Source organism: Pseudomonas sp. 32A, assembly GCF_052682255.1.
The window spans coordinates 2,237,713-2,253,889 of sequence record NZ_JBQYLY010000001.1; the positions used below are offsets into that span (position 1 = coordinate 2,237,713).

Genomic DNA, 16,177 nt, shown 5'->3' on the forward strand with positions numbered 1-16,177 from the left:
GTCGATATGCGTCTGGTGAAAAAGCTTCTACCGCTGGCCTTGGCGGCGTTGTTCAGCAGCGCGGGCCACGCCGCGCAGACGGTCAGTGTGTACAACTGGACCGACTACATCGGTGAGACCACCTTGGCCGACTTCCAGGCCAAGACCGGGATCAAGGTGATCTACGACGTGTTCGACTCCAACGAAACCCTGGAAGGCAAACTGCTTGCCGGCCGTACCGGCTACGACGTGGTGGTACCGTCCAACCACTTCCTGGCGCGGCAGGTCAAAGCCGGTGCGTTCCTCAAGCTGGACCGCTCGCAGCTCCCCAACTTCAAGAACCTCGACCCCAAGCTGCTCAAGCTGCTGGAGAAAAACGACCCGGGCAACGAGCACTCCGTGCCGTACCTGTGGGGCACCAACGGCATCGGCTACAACGTGGACAAGGTCAAGCAGGTGCTAGGCATCGACCATATCGATTCCTGGGCCGTGCTGTTCGAACCGGAGAACATCAAGAAGCTGCACGAGTGCGGCGTCGCGTTTCTCGATTCGGCGGATGAACTGTTCCCGGCGATCCTCAACTACATGGGCAAGGACCCGCGCAGCGAGAATCCCGAGGACTACAAACAAGCCGAAGCCAAGCTGCTGACCCTGCGGCCGTACATCACTTATTTCCATTCCTCCAAGTACATCTCGGACCTGGCCAACGGTGATATCTGCGTCGCCTTCGGTTATTCCGGCGACGTGTTCCAGGCCGCCAACCGCGCCAAGGAAGCCAAGAACGGCGTGAACATCGCCTACTCAATCCCCAAGGAAGGCAGCAACCTGTGGTTCGACCTGCTGGCAATTCCGGCAGACGCGGCCAACCCAAAAGCCGCCCACGCTTTTATCAACTACTTGCTGGACCCGGAAGTGATCGCCAAGGTCAGCGCCAGTGTCGGCTACGCCAACCCGAACCCGGCGGCCAAGGCCTTCATGGCGCCGGAGCTGGTGAACAACCCTGAGATCTACCCGTCCCAGGAAGTGCTCGACAAACTTTATATTTCCACCACCCCGACGCCTGCCGTCATGCGCTTGATGACGCGGTCCTGGAGCAAAGTGAAGACCAACAAATGAGCCATTCCTCGTCCGACCACGCCCGTTCCTATTACCTGGCTTCGGCCAACGCCATGCCCCAGCGCCCAGCGCTGGGGGCTGACCTGACGGCCGATGTGTGTGTGATTGGCGGTGGGTTCACCGGGGTCAATACCGCCATCGAATTGGCCCAGCGTGGGCTATCGGTGATTTTGCTGGAGGCCCGGCGGATTGGCTGGGGTGCCAGCGGGCGCAATGGCGGGCAGTTGATACGCGGGATTGGGCATGACGTATCGGGCTTTGCCAAGTACGTGGGCGAGGAGGGCGTGCGTTACCTGCAGCAGGCCGGGATCGATTCGGTGGCGCTGGTGGGCGAGCGGATTCGCGAGCACGGGATTGACTGTGACCTGCGCTGGGGGTTTTGTGAGTTGGCGAATACGCCGGCGCAGTTTGCGGCGTTTCAGGGGGAGCTGGAGAGTCTGGCTGCGTTGGGGTATGCGCCTGAAACGCGGTTGGTGGCGCCGCAGGATATGGCGCAAGTCGTGGGCTCAGGTGTGTATGCCGGTGGTTTGGTGGACATGGGGTCCGGGCATTTGCATCCGCTGAACCTGGTGCTGGGGGAGGCGGCTTTGGCCGAATCACTTGGGGTGCGGATCTTTGAAAACAGCCCGGTGCTGGAGTTGGTTCATGGCGATACGGTGCAGGTGCGTTGCGAGTTTGGCACGGTGCGCGCTGGCAGTTTGGTGTTGGCGTGTAATGCGCATCTGGAAGAGCTGGAGCCGAAGTTGAGTGGCAAGGTGCTGCCGGCGGGGAGCTATATCATTGCGACCGAGCCGCTGTCGGTTGGGGTGGCTGATCAGTTGATTCCGCAGAATTTGGCGTTGTGCGATCAGAAAGTGGGGTTGGATTATTACCGGCTTTCGGCGGATCGGCGGTTGTTGTTTGGGGGGGCTTGTCATTATTCGGGGCGTGATCCGGTGGAAATCGCGGGGTATATGCGGCCGAAGATGCTTAAGGTTTTTCCGCAGTTGGTGGATACGGCGATTGAGTTTCAGTGGGGGGGGAAGATCGGCATCACCGCCAATCGCTTTCCCCAGGTGGGGCGCCTGAAGCAGCACCCGAATGTGTTCTATGCCCAAGGGTATTCGGGGCATGGGTTGAACGTGACTCACTGGTGCGCGCGGTTGTTGGCTGAGGGGATTCAGGCTGGGCAGAGTCGGGGGTTGGATATTTTCAGCCAGGTGCCGCATATGACCTTTCCCGGGGGGAGGGTGTTGCGTTCGCCGCTGTTGGCGTTGGGGATGTTGTGGTATCGGGTTCGGGAGATGGTGGGGTGATTGATTGGGTACATATCCGTTTCTTCGGTAACGGCCACCTATGGTTTCGCTCTTACAGCGAGTCACTTTGCAAAAGCGGCAAAGTAACCAAAACGCTCTGCCCCGCCTGTCGGCACCTCGCCTAGGCTCGGTGTTCCCTCACTCCGGCACTGCTCCGCGGGCCGCCGCGACGGGCCATCCATGGCCCGGCGCGGCTAAACCGGCGTCCTGCCGGTTTACCCGCTCCGCAATACCTGCGTTCGGCCTCGGGCTTATTGGGGCAGTCAGATCAAAATCAAAAGCAAGAGCACAGCGGCCTCCCGGCCGGCTTGAGTGTTAAAAGCAGAGGCAAGATCCAGAGCTGACGCAGAGCCGCTTTTTCTGTGGGAGCGGGCTTGCTCGCGAAAAACCTGAGAGCGCCGCGTTCATCCAGAATGCCAGCGTCATCGTTAACGACCTTCGCGAGCAAGCCCGCTCCCACATTTTTGACCGTGCCCGCTTTAGATTTTGATTTGGCTTTTGCTCTTCAACACTCAAGCCGGCCGGTAGGCCGCTGTGCTCTTGATCTGCTTTTGATCTTGATCTTAGGCGCCCCGTTAAACCACGCTGGCCGAACGCAGGCTTTGGAGCGTGGGTAACCTGGCAGGACGCCAGGTTAGCCGTCCTGGGCCAGGGATGGCCCATGACGGCGGCCCACGGTCCAAAGCCGGAGTGAGGGCACACCGAGCCTAGGCGAGGTGCCGAGTGGTGGGGCAAGAGCCTTTTGGTTACTTTTGGGCTCCTTTTGTACGGACCGGACACATGGTGGACACATGTGCGGGGACATGGTTGACACATTATGGACCATAGTCTGGCTTGCTCACGTCGATTGTTCGTAGGAAGTGATGGCAAAAGTAGACATCAAAAAGCCCATCACTTTCAGGATTAGGACGTATGGCGAGGTGATGCCCAGCCAGACCCTTAGCGATGCTGAAATAGCGTTTCTGAAAGCGGAATCGGCTGTGATAAGCCTTGGCCAATACGTCGTCCGGTCCGTATTCAAACTCCGATAACTGCTGCGGATAAGCCCATGGGCTGGCTCGATACCGGTCCATCGGCACCTTGTAGTCCAACGCTTGATGAGGCCGTTGCAAGTTATAAACCTCACGCCATTGATCAAACGCTGTTTGAGCTTCCTTGATCGTGGAAAACTGACGCCCATCAAGCACTTCGGCCTTGAGTGACCGATGGAAACGCTCAATCTTTCCATTGGTTTGGGGGTGGTAAGGACGGCTAAAGCTGATCCGAATTCCTAAGCGAATCAACCAGATACTCAGCTCTGTGATTTCGCCAGGATTGCGTGGCGAGCCCCAGGGCGGGCCGTTATCGACGTTGATGCGAGCCGGTAATCCGAAGCGCTGGAACACTTCGATCATTTTCTCTTTCACCGTGGTCCCACGCTCGTTATCACAGGCCTGAATCGCCAGGTTGAATCGCGAGTGGTCGTCCAGCAGGGTCAGGGGATGGCATCGGCCTTGTTGCGTCGGGAAATGCCCTTTGAAGTCCATCTGCCAAAGATCGTTAGGCGCATCGTGTTCAAATCTCAACTTTGCCGCTTGTTCCTTCTGAGCAGGCTGAATTAGCCCGTGTCGGTGCAGAACATTAGTAACGGTGCTGGGAGCGATTTGTTTTTTCAAAATGCTGCTGATCGTGCGCCCACCCCACGCTGGATGCTCTTGCCTGAGCGCTATGACCGCCGTCTCTAGAGTGGTGTTGGTCAGCTTGGGGCTGGTGACAGGTTTGCGGGACTTCTCTTGCAGCCCCGACCGGCCTTGCGTCTCGTAGCGATCGAGCCACTTGTACGCCGTTTGGGGGCTGATACCGAATCGTCGACACAGTTCTCGTTTATTACTGCCGGGTTGCCGCGCCAAGGCGACAAACTCTTCTTTCAGGCTCATGGCATCTCTCGTGTTCCAGGGCATGATGGTTTTCCGGCAAAGTTAGCTCGCCGAAAAGTGTCCACCATGTCCCCGCACACCCGTCAACCATGTGTCCGGTCCGTACAGGCTCCTTTCAAAAGTGACCCGCTGTAAGAGCGGAACCCATTTAAGCCATCACCCAAATAATGGATATTCACCCCCAAAGCCTACCGCTCAATCGACCGACTCCACCGCGCATTCCACTCGGGCCGTGCCTGGTTCACCTGATCCCAGTCAATCGAAATCGCCGTCTGCAAATAACTGTTCATCGCCTCTACCCGCGCCCGGGTTTTGTCGGTAGTCGGCGTCGTAGGATTCGAAGGAATCTGATCCCCCAGTTCCAAAGCCGGCGCCTGCGCCTCTGCGGTCAACAAGAACTGCGCCAGTTTCTGCGCCAACGCCGGCTGGTCATTCCGCGCAATCACACACTCCGCCACGTTCAACACCACCGCGCCTTCTTTCGGCTGTGCATACTCCATCGGCACACCCAACAACTGTTGCGTGGTCACCTGTGTTGGCGTCAGCGGAAAGATCGCCGCCTCATCCGTCTGCACCATCTCGGAAACCTTCGCCGAGCTGGCGATGTACTCCAGCACATTCGGCCCAACCGTCTTCGGCCACGCCTTGAACCCCGGCTCCACGTTGGTCTCGCTACCCCCCTGAATCCGGTTGAACATCAGGAAACCATGCAACCCAAATGTGGAGGAGGCCAGGGACTGAAACACCACCTTGTCCTTGAACCGTGGATCCGCCAGGTCCATCCACGACGTCGGCGGCGCCCAGCCCTTTTCCTTGAACATCTTGGCGTTGTAACCCAACCCGGTCACCCCGAGCGTCACCGCAACCGCTTCTTCCTTGATCTTCGCCTTGGCCGGAATCTGATCCAGGGTCGGGTTGGGCGTGAGCTTCTCGCACAACCCCATGGAGATCGCGCGGTACATGATGCCGTCGTCGAGGAACATCACGTGCATCTGCGGGTTGTCCTTGTTGGCCTGCACCTTGGCCAGGATGTCCGACGAGGTGCCCGGCACGATCACCACCTTGACGTTGTTGGCCTTCTCGAACGCGGGCAGCACCTTGTCGGCGTAGACCCGCTCCATGGTCCCGCCGTTCATGCCCAGGTACAGCGTCGGTGCGGCATGGGCCGCCGTGCTCAACAGGGCGAGGGACAGGCAAGACAGCGCAGTACGTTTGATCATGTGCATAAATCTTCCTCTCAGGCTTGGAAACGACGGATGGAAAATGCTTCGATGGGTTGCCGGCTGGCTCCCGTGCAGACGATTTCTGCCAGGGCTTCACCGACCGCGGGGCCGAGCTGGAACCCGGCGCCGGCAAAGCCGAAACCGTGAAGCAGGCCGGGTTGGGTGCTGCTGTCGCCGATCACCGGTTCGTGGTCGGGTAGATAACCTTCGGTGCCGCTCCAGGTGCGGATCGCTTGGGCACCTTTGAGGAACGGGTACAACTCGCCGGCGTTGCGCAGAATCTCCAGCACCGCCGCTTGCCCCGGGCGGGCCTGTTGCGGGCCCAGCGCAAAGCCGCGACCGCCGCCGAGGATGCAATTGCCCCGAGCGACTTGCCGCGCATAAATTCCGCCGCCTTCGACCCCGGTGCTTACGTCCATCACCACCGGCAGTGGCTCGGTCACCAGCATCGCCGGGTGTGCCGAGGTCATCGGCACCGGTTCGCCAAATTGCGCGGCCACAGTACTGGCCCAGGCGCCGGCGCAGTTCAACAGCCAGCGGGCTTGAAGCTGCACACCATTGGCACAGCGCACCTGAAACAGCTGGCCGTCATGCTCAACCTGGGTGACTTCGGTTTGCTCCATCACCCTCGCACCGTGGCGTTGGGCGGCGCGGGCAAAGGCGGGGGAGACCAGGCGCGGATTGGCGTGGCCGTCTTCGGGGCAGAGTGAGGCGCCGACCGCCACATCACCCACCCATGGAAACCGCGCACGCAGCTGAGCGTGATCCAGCATTTGCAGGCCCAGGCCAAAGCCTCGAGTGGCGTCGGCGTAAGCCTGCAAGGCGGCCAGGTCTTCGTGACTGCGGGCCAGTTTCAGATGCCCGGAGCGCACATATTCGCCATCGATGCCAATCAGCCCCGGCAAGTCGGACCATAGCGCATGGGCGCGTTGGGACAACGGCAACTGATGCAATGGCCGCCCCTGGCGCCGCACGCCGCCATAGTTCACACCGCTGGAGTGCGAGCCACAAAAGTCCCGCTCCACCAGCACCACGCGCCGGCCTTTCTGCGCCAGCATCAAGGCGGCTGACGCGCCGACAATCCCGCCGCCCAGCACGATCACTTCGCTGTCGATCATGGCTGCACCTCCACGCCAAACGGCAAGGGTTTGATCGGTGCCTGGCCCCGCAGGCGGCCAACGTTTTGAATCTCGCGCCCACTGCGTTCGGCAATGATTTCTGCCGCTGCGAGCCCACACATCCGGCCCTGGCAACGGCCCATGCCAACCCGGCAATGGGCCTTGACCCGGTTCACTTCCCAGTGGCCTTCGTCCACCACCGCGCGTACTTCGCCGACGCTGACTTCTTCACAGCGGCACAGGATCAGTTCATCCGGGGCTTCAGCGGCCCAGTTTTCCGGGAAGGGGAAGGCGGTTTCCAGGCCATGGCGAAAGCGTTGGATGCTCGCCAATTGCTGTTCCAGCACAGCGGGCCGACGAAGGTCGATGGCAACGCCGGTGTCTTCGAGCAACGCCAACGCCGCTCGCTCGCCCGCGATTTGCGCCGCATCGGCGCCCATGATTCCGGCACCATCACCCGCTAAATAAACACCGGCGACACTGCTACGCCCGGCCGCATCTCGCTGGGGCAACCACGCGCGGTTCAATGCATTCCAGGCAAATTCACACCCGAGCAAATCCGCCAATTGGGTTTCGCTGCGCAGGGCATGGGCGAAGGCCACGGCATCACAGGCGATTTCCTGCTGGTCCCAGTGGATGCCCGTCACTCGTTGCTCGCCGTCGATGTGCGACAGCGTCGCCCCTTGATGCACCGGGATGCCGTGGGCGGTGAGCCAGGCGCGGTAGTACAAACCCTTGGCCAGGGTCGCCGGCTGGCCGAGCAATGCCGGCAGGGCGCGGCACTGGGCGCTGAACGGCGCACTGTCGAGCACCGCCACCACCTTGGCCCCGGCCTTGGCGTACTGATACGCCACCAGGTACAGCAACGGCCCGCTGCCGCAAAACGCCACGCGTTCGCCGATGGCGCAGCCTTGATACTTCAGCGCGATTTGCGCCGCGCCCAAACTGTACACGCCGGGCAGCGTCCAGCCCGGCACCGGCAGGATGCGGTCAGTGGCGCCCGTCGCGACGATGATCTGCGCGTATTCGATGCTTTCGGCGTGGCCGTTGTTGAGCATGTCCAGACGGCCATTTTCCGCATTCCACACCAGGGTTTCAGGCCGGTAATCAACAAGCGTGGCCAGCTCATCCAGGGTGCGATGCAGCACCGTCGCCTTGCCCGCTTCAAAGCCATACAACTGCTTGGCCGAGCGCTGGAAGTTCGCCGGCTGGCGCCGATAAATCTGGCCGCCGCCACGCAGGCTTTCGTCCACCAACACCGGGGTTACGCCATGGTCCAGCAAGGTCCGGGCGGCGGTAATCCCCGCCGGGCCTGCGCCGACTATCACCACTGTCTTCATGCCTGACGCCCCGGATCACGGCGAATCGCCTGGCCGTCTTCCAGCAAGGTCGAACAGGCGCGCACCCGGCGACCGTCCTCAAGCCGTACCCAGCAATCCTGGCAGGCGCCCATCAGGCAGAAACCGGCGCGGCGTTCGGCGCTGAAGTCACTGCCCCGCAGGTGGTCGGCGCAGGTCAGTACGGCGGTCAGCAAGGTGTCCCCGAGCAAGCCCGTGGCAGGCTGCCCGTCGAGGGTGAAGGTGAGGGTGGGCCGCTCGGTCTCGGCCAGTCGTTTGAACAGCGCCATCAATGCTTCCCTACCAATACGCGATCCAGGCCGTAGACCCGGTCCAGCAGAATCATGGCCGCCGCCGTCAAGCCGATCACCAGCGCCGACACGGCCGCCATCATCGGGTCGATGGATTCGGTGGCGTACACGTACATGCGCACCGGCAAGGTCTGGGTGGCCGGCGAGCTGACAAAGATCGACAGGGTCACTTCATCGAAACTGTTGATGAACGCCAGCAACCAGCCGCCGGCCACACCGGGCAAAATCATCGGCAAGGTGATCTGGCGAAACAGGGTGAAGCGGCTGGCACCGAGGGATTCGGCAGCCTGCTCGGCGCTGCGATCGATGCCGATGGCGGCGGCCAATACCAGGCGCAACACGTAAGGGGTGATGATCACCACGTGGGCCAGCATCAGCCAGGTGAAGCTGCCGTTGACGCCCATCATTGCGAACAGCCGCAGCATCGCCACCCCCAGCACCAGGTGCGGGATGATGATCGGCGAGAGGAACAGCGCACTGAAGAAGTTGCGGCCGGGGAACTGGTAGCGACTGATTGCCAGGGCCGCCGGCACCGCAATCAAGGTCGCCAAGCTGGCGGCCACGAACGCCAGGACCAGGCTGTTGTAGAACGCCTGGATAAAGTCGGCACGTTCGAACACGGCATGAAACCAGCGCAGGGAGAAGCCCGACGTCGGCAGGCTCAAGGTGTTTTCCGGGGTGAAGGCCACCAGGCACACCACCACCAGCGGCGCCATCATGAACAGCACCACCAGGCCGTGAAAGCCCAGGGCCAAAGGACCGTTTCTGGACATCGTCTTATACTCCCAGGGACTTTTTGTAGCGGCCTTCGACCATGCGGTTCCAGCTCAGCATGATCAGCAAGTTGACCAACAGCAGCACCACCGCGATGGTCGCGCCCATGGGCCAGTTGAGTTCCGAGAGGTATTGGTCGTAGACCACCGTGGCGACCATCTTCAGCCGGCGTCCGCCCAACAGGCCGGGGATCGCGAAGGAGCTGGCGGCCAGGCCGAACACGATCAGGGTGCCGGAGAGCACCCCGGGCATCACCTGCGGCAACACGATCTTGCGCATCACCGTGGCCTGGCTGGCACCCAGGGACAGCGCCGCCTGTTCCGCCGACGGGTCGAGCTTCTGCAGCGAGGTCCACACCGGAATGATCATGAACGGCAGCATCACGTGCACCAGTGCGATGATCACCGCGAACGAGGTGTACAGCAGCTTCACCGGTTTGCCGCCGAGGGCCTGGATCACCTGGTTCACCAGGCCATCGGCACCCAGCAGCAGGCTCCAGCCAAAGGCCCGCACCACCACCGAAATCAGCAACGGCGTGAGGATCAAGATCAGGAAGATCGAGCGCCACGGCGTGCCCATGCGGCTGAGGATGTAGGCCTCGGGCACGCCGATCACCACACACAGCAAGGTCACCAGGGCACTGATCCAGAAGGTGCGCCAGAAGATCTCGTAGAAGTACGAGTCGCTGAACAGCGACAGGTAGTGGGCGAAAGTCCACTCATCGGCCTTCACCCCCACCTGATAGTCGAACACGTTGAACGACAGCACCAGCGTCAGGCCCAGGGGCAGGATCAGCAGCCCGAAAAACAACACCAGCGCCGGCAACGACAACAGGTAGCCACGGCTCATGCGCGCACCTCATCGGCCGCCAGCACTCGCAGCAGGCTCGACTCCCAGTCCAGGCCTACCGCTGCGCCGCAACCCAAGGGCGCACTGCCGTCGTTGCGGCGGACCACGGTCAGCTCGCCGATCCGGGTCTTGATGCGGTACAGCCATTGGCTGCCGAAGAAATAGCTGTCGAGGATCGTGCCTTGCAGGCGCCCTGAGCCGGCGGCCACCAGGTCGATCTTTTCCGGGCGCAGGCTCAGGGTCAGCTCGCCGTTGCCCGGCTCGAAGCGCACTTGCGGCGCGCCGAGTTGATCGAAGTCGCCCGCCAGCAGGTTGGCCTTGCCGACAAAGTCCGAGATAAAGCGCGTGCGCGGGTGTTCATAGAGTTTGTACGGCGCGTCGATCTGGGTGACGCGCCCGGCCTGCATCACCACCACCCGGTCGCTGATGGACAGCGCTTCGGCCTGGTCGTGGGTGACCATCAGGGTGGTGATCCCGACTTCGCACTGGATGCGGCGGATTTCGAACTGCATCTCTTCCCGCAGGTTGGCGTCGAGGTTCGACAGTGGCTCGTCCAGCAGCAACACCGGGGGTTCGATCACCAAGGCGCGGGCCAAGGCCACACGCTGGCGCTGGCCGCCGGAGAGTTCCCGCGGGTAGCGCTCGGCGTGAATGCCCAGGCGCACCAGTTCCAGCACGGTCTTGACTCTGCTTGCGATCTCGCCGGCGGGCACCTTGCGCATCTTCAGGCCGAAGGCAACGTTGTCGCGCACGCTCATATGGGGGAACAGCGCGTAGCTCTGGAACACCACGCCCAGGCCACGGCTGGCGGGTTTGGCGTGGGTGATGTCGCGACCATCGAGGAGGATCTGCCCGCCGGTGACATCGACGAAGCCAGCGATCATTTGCAAGGTGGTGGTCTTGCCGCAGCCCGAGGGGCCGAGCAGGGACACGAATTCGCCTTTTTCCACCGCAAGATCAGTGGCGACCACCGCGTCGACGGCGCCGTAGCGTTTGCTCAAGGCGTTGAGTTGGAGAAAAGCCATGTCTGCGTTCCACCTTTTTGAGTCGCGTCGAAACGCGCTTTTTTGTTTTGGGCAGATGCGAAAAGGGTGTTGCGGGTGCGTTGGCGCTCGATCTTGAGTCGGCTGCCGTTAGTTGTTCATTTCGCCCCTGTGGACGCAGATTAGGGCGAAAGACTAGGATGGCGGAAGACGGAATTTCACTGGATAGAGTACTTTTTTCAGTTTCATTCACTGATCAGAATTTGGTGTGAGATATCAGCCTATGGATTCCACTGAGCGGAACGAAAGTGTCAAGGAAGTCGGCGCCGGTGGCGTCTCCCGCTTGTTTGCATTGCTGCGTATCCTCGGCGCGGCACCGGAAGGGGGTGAACGGGTGACGCAACTGGCGCAGCAGGTAGGGTTGTCGCAACCTACCACCCACCGGTTACTGCGCAGCCTCATGGACGAGGGCATGGTGGAGCAGGACGCGCGTACCAAGCGCTATCGGCTGAGCCTGGAGTTCTTCGCCCTGGCGGCGAATGCAGGCAATACCGGCAACCTGCGGGACCTGGTGCGGCCGAGCATGTTGCGCCTCAGTGCGTCCTTGGGGGATTCATTGTTCCTACTGGCGCGCAGCGGCTTTGATGCGATCTGCCTGGACCGCAGTGAAGGGCCGTACCCGATCCGAACTTTTACCGGTGACATCGGCGGGCGCGTGGCGCTGGGCGTAGGGCAGGGCAGCCTGGCGATCCTGGCGTTTTTGCCGGAGGAAGAGCGCGAGACGGTGATCCGCTACAACTTGCCACGGCTCAAGGATTTTCATCTGTACGACGAGGTGTTTTTGCGCTCGGAGGTAGAGAGTGTGCGGCGGTTGGGGTATGCGGCGCGCAATACCGGAGTGCTGGAAGGCATGGCCGGGTTGGCGGTGCCGATCCTGGACCGCAATGGGCATGCGGTGGCAGCGTTGAGTGTGGCGACCATCAGCGATCGGCTGGGGCCGGCGCGGTTGCCGACGGTGGTGGAGTTGCTCAAACGGGAAGCGGCGGCGATCGGGCCGAAGATCAACCCGTTTGATCCGACGTTGCGCCGGCCTTCGCAGATCTTCGGTGGATGATCGTTCCCACGCTCCGCGTGGGAATGCATCCTGTGACGCTCCGCGTCACGACCTCAAGAGCAGACGCGGAGCGTCCTGAGCGGCATTCCCACGCAGAGCGTGGGAACGATCATTCACCGGACTCATCGCCGCCATCGCCACTGAAGTCGCCGCCGTGCGCGTCTCCACCCCCAACTTCACATACACATGCTCCAGATGCTTGTTCACCGTCCTCGGGCTCAGCCCAAGAATGTCGCCAATATCCCGATTGGTCTTGCCACACGCCACCCAGCGCAACACCTCGACTTCCCGCTCCGTCAACTGAAACCGCGCCGACAACAGCTTATGCGCCGGCTCATCCTCCAGGGTAATCACGCTCGGCTGCGTCGCCGCCCGTGCCGACAATAGAATCCGCGAGGTCCGCAAATGCGCCGCCACCCGCGCCAGCACTTCATCCGTCTGGATCGGCTTGGTCACATAGTCACTGCCGCCCACCTCAAACCCCTGCACCACATGCTTGCTGTCGGTCAGCCCGGTCATGAACACCACCGGAATGTCCGCGCTGGCCGGTTGTGCCTTGAGCCGGCGGCAGGTTTCAAAGCCGTCCAGGCCGGGCATCACCGCGTCCAGCAGAATCAGGTCCGGGCGCCGGCGTTGCACGCGGTTCAGCGCGCTGAGGCCGTCCAGCGCCACCAGCACCATGTAGCCGGCGTCGTCCAGGGCGTCGGAGAGCATGGCCAGGTTGTCCGGGGTGTCGTCGACAATCAGCACCACGCCGGGCTCAGCGCTGTGGGTCAAGGCATTCATCTTCGGCCTCCTTCAGGATTCGGTTGAGTTCTTCCAGGCGAAAGCTTTTCAGCAGCGCCCGGAGCTTGTTGATGAACGGTGCGGTGCCTGGGCTTTCCAGCACGATGGCGTCGAGCTTTTCATGCAAACCACGCACATAGCCAATGGCGTTCAATTCGGCGAGCACCGCGAGTTCTTCTGCGTTGGGTAGCGCACCCTCTGTAGCGACCGGCGCGGCGATCGGTGTGCGGCGGCGCAGCCATTGCAAATCCAGGTGCAGTTGCAGGCGCCCGAGCAGTTCCGGAGTGCGCACCGGCTTGGCCAGGTAGTCGTTGCAGGCGCCAGAGATGCTGCGTTCGCGGTCGTCGGTGAAGGCGTTGGCGGAGATGATGATTATCGGCGCGGTGGACAACGCGTTACGCCGGATCAGCCTGCTGGTGGCCCAGCCGTCCATGGTCGGCATCGACAGGTCCATCAGGATCAGGTCTGGCGACAGCAGCGCTACCTGGCGGATCGCCTCCTGGCCGTTGCTTGCCTGGGCGACTTCGAAGCCCAGGGGCGTGAGCATGCCGCTGAGCACCTTGCGATGGTCCACGTGGTCATCCACCACCAGGATGCGCCGCCGTTCGCCGTGGTAGCCGATGATGTCGTGCTCCACATGCACCACCGCCTGCGGCACGCGGACCTGGGACAGGAACAGCCGCACCTGGAAGCAGGTGCCCTTGTCCAGCTCGCTGACCACCCGCAATTCGCCGCCCATCAACGAGGTCAGCATGCGCGTGATGGTCAGGCCGAGGCCCACGCCCTTGTCCTGGCGCATCAGGTCGCCGCGTTCGAACGGCTGGAAAATCCGTTCGATCTGCTCCGGGTCAATGCCGATGCCGGTGTCGATAATCTCGAAGTTGGCGGTCTCGCGCATGTAGCTGACCCGCAGGCGCACTTCGCCGCTGTCGGTAAAGTTGATCGCGTTGCCCAGCAGGTTGATCAGGATCTGCCGCACGCGTTTTTCATCACCACGCACCACGGCAGGGATCTTGCCCACGCAGTCCAGGCGAAAGCGCAGGCCCTTGTCTTCGGCTTGGGGGGTGAACATTTGTTCCAGGTCGTGGATCAGTTCCGGGAAGGGGATTTCGGTGAGTTCCAGGCGCAACTTGCCGGCCTCGATCTTCGCCACGTCCAGCAGGCCGTCGATCAGCGACAGCAGGTGCGAGCCGCTGCGCAGGATGGTCGCCAGGGCATCCTGGTGCTGCTCGGGCATGGCGCTGTCACGCTGCAGAATCTGGGTGAAACCGAGGATGCTGTTTAGAGGTGTGCGCAGCTCATGGGACAGCCCGGTAACGTAGCGACTCTTGGCCGCGTTCGCCGCTTCCGAGGCTTCCTTGGCTTGTTGCAGGGCCTGGTCAGTGAGGCTGTGGGCGGCGATCTCCTGCATCAGCAGCGAGGTTTGCCGGTCGGATTCTTCCTGGGCGACCCGCCGACTTTCGCGGGTGAGTACCACCCACCAGGCGAGCACGGCGGCCAACACCGAGAGGGTCAGGAACGCCTTGAAGAACGCCTGGTACAAGGTCTGCGAGTGGGGCAAACCCTGGGCGGCCTGCATGTAGATCAGCGCCAGCGCCCCGGCGAGCATCAGCACCAGCGCCATTAACAATCCGAGGTAGTGCGCCAGTCGGGTATGCAGGCGCGGCACCAACGTCGTCGGAAGCAACCAGCGCAACACGCCTTCGAACTGGCTGGCCAGTCGCGCATGGGGTTTGCAGCGGTCGCCACAGCGTGCATCCAGTGAGCAGCAAAGCGAGCAGATCGGCGTGCTGTAGGCCGGACAGAACGCCATGTCGGCGGTTTCGAACGGGTTGCTGCACAGCCCGCAGATCACCAGCCCGGTGCCGGGTTGCGGATGAATCAACTGCGCTTCGCTGCTGCGGGCAATGTAGTAGCGGCCCTTGGTCAGCCATGCCAGCAGCGGCGCCATGACCAGTGCGGTGCCCAGCGCGACGAAGGGCGGCGCGGCCTGGGCCAGGGCGCCGAACAGGCCGAAGTGGGCGAGGATCGACAGCAGCGAGGCAATCAGCATCGAGCCGACGCCCACCGGGTTGATGTCGTAGAGGTGCGCACGCTTGAATTCGATGTGTTTGGGCGACAGGCCCAGGGGCTTGTTGATCACCAGGTCCGCTACCAGCGTGCCGATCCAGGCAATCGCGATATTCGCGTAGAGCCCCAGCACCTGCTCGATCACATCGAACACCCCCAGCTCCATCAGCATCAAGGCGATTGCCACGTTGAACACCAGCCACACCACGCGGCCGGGGTGGCTGTGGGTCACGCGGGCGAAGAAGTTCGACCAGGCCAGGGAGCCGGCGTAGGCGTTGGTCAGGTTGATCTTCATCTGCGAGATGAACACGAACAACACCATCGCCCCCAAGGCCCATTCGGGAGAGGAGAACACATAGCCGAACGCGACCAGGTACATCTGGGTCGGCTCGGCGGCGCGCTCCATGGGGATTTCATGTTGCAGGGCGAGGAAGGCCAGGAACGCCCCGGCGAACATCTTCAAGGCGCCCGGCACGATCCAGCCCGGGCCGGCGCACAACAGCGCGGCCCACCAGCGCTTGCGGTTGGCGGCGGTTTTTTCCGGGAGGAAGCGCAGGTAGTCCACCTGTTCGCCGATTTGCGTAACCAGGGACAGCGCCACGGTGCAGGCGGCGCAGAACGACAGCAGGTTGAAGTCACCGCCGTCGCTGCTGCGGCCGACGAAGCTGGTCCAGTCGCTGAAGGCTTCGGGGTTTTTCCACAATACAAAGCCGTAAGGCAGCACCAACAGCACCAGCCACAGCGGTTGGGTCCAGAGTTGCAGGCGGCTGATCAGGGTTACGCCATAGGCCACCAACGGGATCACCAGCACCGAGCAAATGACATAGGCGATGGCCAGCGGAATATGGAAATACAACTCCAGGGCCAGGGCCATGATCGCCGCTTCGAGGGCGAAGAACAGGAAGGTGAAGCTGGCGTAGATCAGCGAGGTGATGGTCGAACCGATGTAGCCGAAGCCCGCGCCGCGGGTCAGCAGGTCCATGTCTACGCCATAGCGGGCGGCGTAATAGCTGATGGGCAGGCCGGTGAGGAAAATCACCAGGCTGATGGCGAGGATCGCCCAGAAGGTGTTGGTGAACCCGTAGCTCAAGGCCAATACGCCGCCGATAGCTTCCAGCGCGAGGAACGACACGGCGCCGAGGGCGGTGTTGGCGATGCGCAGTTCCGACCATTTGCGGAAGGACTTTGGGGTGTAGCGCAGGGCGTAGTCTTCCATGGTCTCGTCGGCGACCCAGGAGTTGTAGTCGCGGCGAATCTTGACGATGCGCTGGGTGCCGGGGAGGGGATGCACGGTGGGTGGCTCCGG

13 protein-coding genes are annotated in these 16,177 nt (G+C 62.1%); 3 read left to right on the forward strand and 10 right to left on the reverse strand.

Annotated elements, in window-relative coordinates; all coding sequences use genetic code 11:
* Nucleotides 1-6 precede the first annotated feature (6 nt).
* Complete coding sequence (locus ACUN0G_RS10325) at nt 7-1,095, forward strand: polyamine ABC transporter substrate-binding protein (RefSeq protein ID WP_003219153.1); 1,089 nt, start codon at nt 7-9, stop codon at nt 1,093-1,095.
* Complete coding sequence (locus tag ACUN0G_RS10330; protein WP_445573293.1) at nt 1,092-2,390, forward strand: NAD(P)/FAD-dependent oxidoreductase; 1,299 nt, start codon at nt 1,092-1,094, stop codon at nt 2,388-2,390. Before ACUN0G_RS10325 ends, ACUN0G_RS10330 begins: the two co-directional genes overlap by 4 nt.
* Before the next feature lie 815 nt (nt 2,391-3,205).
* Here ACUN0G_RS10330 and ACUN0G_RS10335 read toward each other — a convergent pair.
* The 8 genes from ACUN0G_RS10335 to ACUN0G_RS10370 all read right to left on the reverse strand — a co-directional run bounded on the left by ACUN0G_RS10335 (nt 3,206) and on the right by ACUN0G_RS10370 (nt 10,943).
* Complete coding sequence (locus ACUN0G_RS10335) at nt 3,206-4,330, reverse strand: IS481 family transposase (protein WP_445573294.1); 1,125 nt, start codon at nt 4,328-4,330, stop codon at nt 3,206-3,208.
* A 164-nt stretch (nt 4,331-4,494) separates the two neighbouring features.
* The gene (locus tag ACUN0G_RS10340) at nt 4,495-5,526 is read right to left on the reverse strand and encodes an ABC transporter substrate-binding protein (protein ID WP_445573295.1); all 1,032 of its coding nucleotides are present in this window, start codon (nt 5,524-5,526) and stop codon (nt 4,495-4,497) included.
* Between the two features lie 17 nt (nt 5,527-5,543).
* The gene (locus ACUN0G_RS10345) at nt 5,544-6,647 is read right to left on the reverse strand and encodes an NAD(P)/FAD-dependent oxidoreductase (protein WP_258344851.1); all 1,104 of its coding nucleotides are present in this window, start codon (nt 6,645-6,647) and stop codon (nt 5,544-5,546) included.
* On the reverse strand, nt 6,644-7,987 hold the full coding sequence (locus tag ACUN0G_RS10350) for an FAD-dependent oxidoreductase (RefSeq protein ID WP_445573296.1): 1,344 nt from the start codon (nt 7,985-7,987) through the stop codon (nt 6,644-6,646). Before ACUN0G_RS10350 ends, ACUN0G_RS10345 begins: the two co-directional genes overlap by 4 nt.
* Complete coding sequence (locus ACUN0G_RS10355) at nt 7,984-8,274, reverse strand: (2Fe-2S)-binding protein (protein WP_445573297.1); 291 nt, start codon at nt 8,272-8,274, stop codon at nt 7,984-7,986. Before ACUN0G_RS10355 ends, ACUN0G_RS10350 begins: the two co-directional genes overlap by 4 nt.
* Nucleotides 8,274-9,068 carry an ABC transporter permease gene (locus tag ACUN0G_RS10360; RefSeq protein ID WP_063028849.1) on the reverse strand — a complete coding sequence of 265 codons (795 nt, stop codon included), beginning with the start codon at nt 9,066-9,068 and terminating at the stop codon, nt 8,274-8,276. Before ACUN0G_RS10360 ends, ACUN0G_RS10355 begins: the two co-directional genes overlap by 1 nt.
* A 4-nt stretch (nt 9,069-9,072) precedes the next feature.
* The gene (locus ACUN0G_RS10365) at nt 9,073-9,918 is read right to left on the reverse strand and encodes an ABC transporter permease (protein WP_003218273.1); all 846 of its coding nucleotides are present in this window, start codon (nt 9,916-9,918) and stop codon (nt 9,073-9,075) included.
* Nucleotides 9,915-10,943 (reverse strand): ABC transporter ATP-binding protein, encoded by a 1,029-nt coding sequence (locus tag ACUN0G_RS10370; protein ID WP_445573298.1) that lies wholly within the window; start codon nt 10,941-10,943, stop codon nt 9,915-9,917. The genes ACUN0G_RS10365 and ACUN0G_RS10370 overlap by 4 nt, the downstream gene beginning before the upstream one ends.
* Before the next feature lie 241 nt (nt 10,944-11,184).
* Here ACUN0G_RS10370 and ACUN0G_RS10375 point away from each other — a divergent pair, with 241 nt between their 5' ends.
* Nucleotides 11,185-12,015 (forward strand): IclR family transcriptional regulator, encoded by an 831-nt coding sequence (locus ACUN0G_RS10375; protein WP_445573299.1) that lies wholly within the window; start codon nt 11,185-11,187, stop codon nt 12,013-12,015.
* 45 nt (nt 12,016-12,060) lie between these two features.
* Here the strand turns inward: ACUN0G_RS10375 and ACUN0G_RS10380 are convergent, their stop codons facing one another.
* Nucleotides 12,061-12,801, reverse strand: a complete 741-nt coding sequence (locus ACUN0G_RS10380) for a response regulator (RefSeq protein ID WP_445573300.1) — start codon at nt 12,799-12,801, stop codon at nt 12,061-12,063.
* Nucleotides 12,776-16,162: an ATP-binding protein gene (locus ACUN0G_RS10385; RefSeq protein WP_445573301.1), complete on the reverse strand. Its 3,387-nt coding sequence runs from the start codon at nt 16,160-16,162 to the stop codon at nt 12,776-12,778. Before ACUN0G_RS10385 ends, ACUN0G_RS10380 begins: the two co-directional genes overlap by 26 nt.
* Nucleotides 16,163-16,177 lie beyond the last annotated feature (15 nt).

Excerpts from the sequence above, each read along its gene's own strand:
- ACUN0G_RS10360 (WP_063028849.1), bottom strand. The coding sequence starts at position 9,068 with ATGTCCAGAAACGGTCCTTTGGCCCTGGGCTTTCACGGCCTGGTGGTG.
- ACUN0G_RS10350 (WP_445573296.1), bottom strand. The coding sequence starts at position 7,987 with ATGAAGACAGTGGTGATAGTCGGCGCAGGCCCGGCGGGGATTACCGCC.
- ACUN0G_RS10355 (WP_445573297.1), bottom strand. The coding sequence starts at position 8,274 with ATGGCGCTGTTCAAACGACTGGCCGAGACCGAGCGGCCCACCCTCACC.
- ACUN0G_RS10370 (WP_445573298.1), bottom strand. The coding sequence starts at position 10,943 with ATGGCTTTTCTCCAACTCAACGCCTTGAGCAAACGCTACGGCGCCGTC.
- ACUN0G_RS10325 (WP_003219153.1), top strand. The coding sequence starts at position 7 with ATGCGTCTGGTGAAAAAGCTTCTACCGCTGGCCTTGGCGGCGTTGTTC.
- ACUN0G_RS10365 (WP_003218273.1), bottom strand. The coding sequence starts at position 9,918 with ATGAGCCGTGGCTACCTGTTGTCGTTGCCGGCGCTGGTGTTGTTTTTC.
- ACUN0G_RS10330 (WP_445573293.1), top strand. The coding sequence starts at position 1,092 with ATGAGCCATTCCTCGTCCGACCACGCCCGTTCCTATTACCTGGCTTCG.
- ACUN0G_RS10345 (WP_258344851.1), bottom strand. The coding sequence starts at position 6,647 with ATGATCGACAGCGAAGTGATCGTGCTGGGCGGCGGGATTGTCGGCGCG.
- ACUN0G_RS10375 (WP_445573299.1), top strand. The coding sequence starts at position 11,185 with ATGGATTCCACTGAGCGGAACGAAAGTGTCAAGGAAGTCGGCGCCGGT.
- ACUN0G_RS10335 (WP_445573294.1), bottom strand. The coding sequence starts at position 4,330 with ATGCCCTGGAACACGAGAGATGCCATGAGCCTGAAAGAAGAGTTTGTC.
- ACUN0G_RS10340 (WP_445573295.1), bottom strand. The coding sequence starts at position 5,526 with ATGATCAAACGTACTGCGCTGTCTTGCCTGTCCCTCGCCCTGTTGAGC.
- ACUN0G_RS10380 (WP_445573300.1), bottom strand. The coding sequence starts at position 12,801 with ATGAATGCCTTGACCCACAGCGCTGAGCCCGGCGTGGTGCTGATTGTC.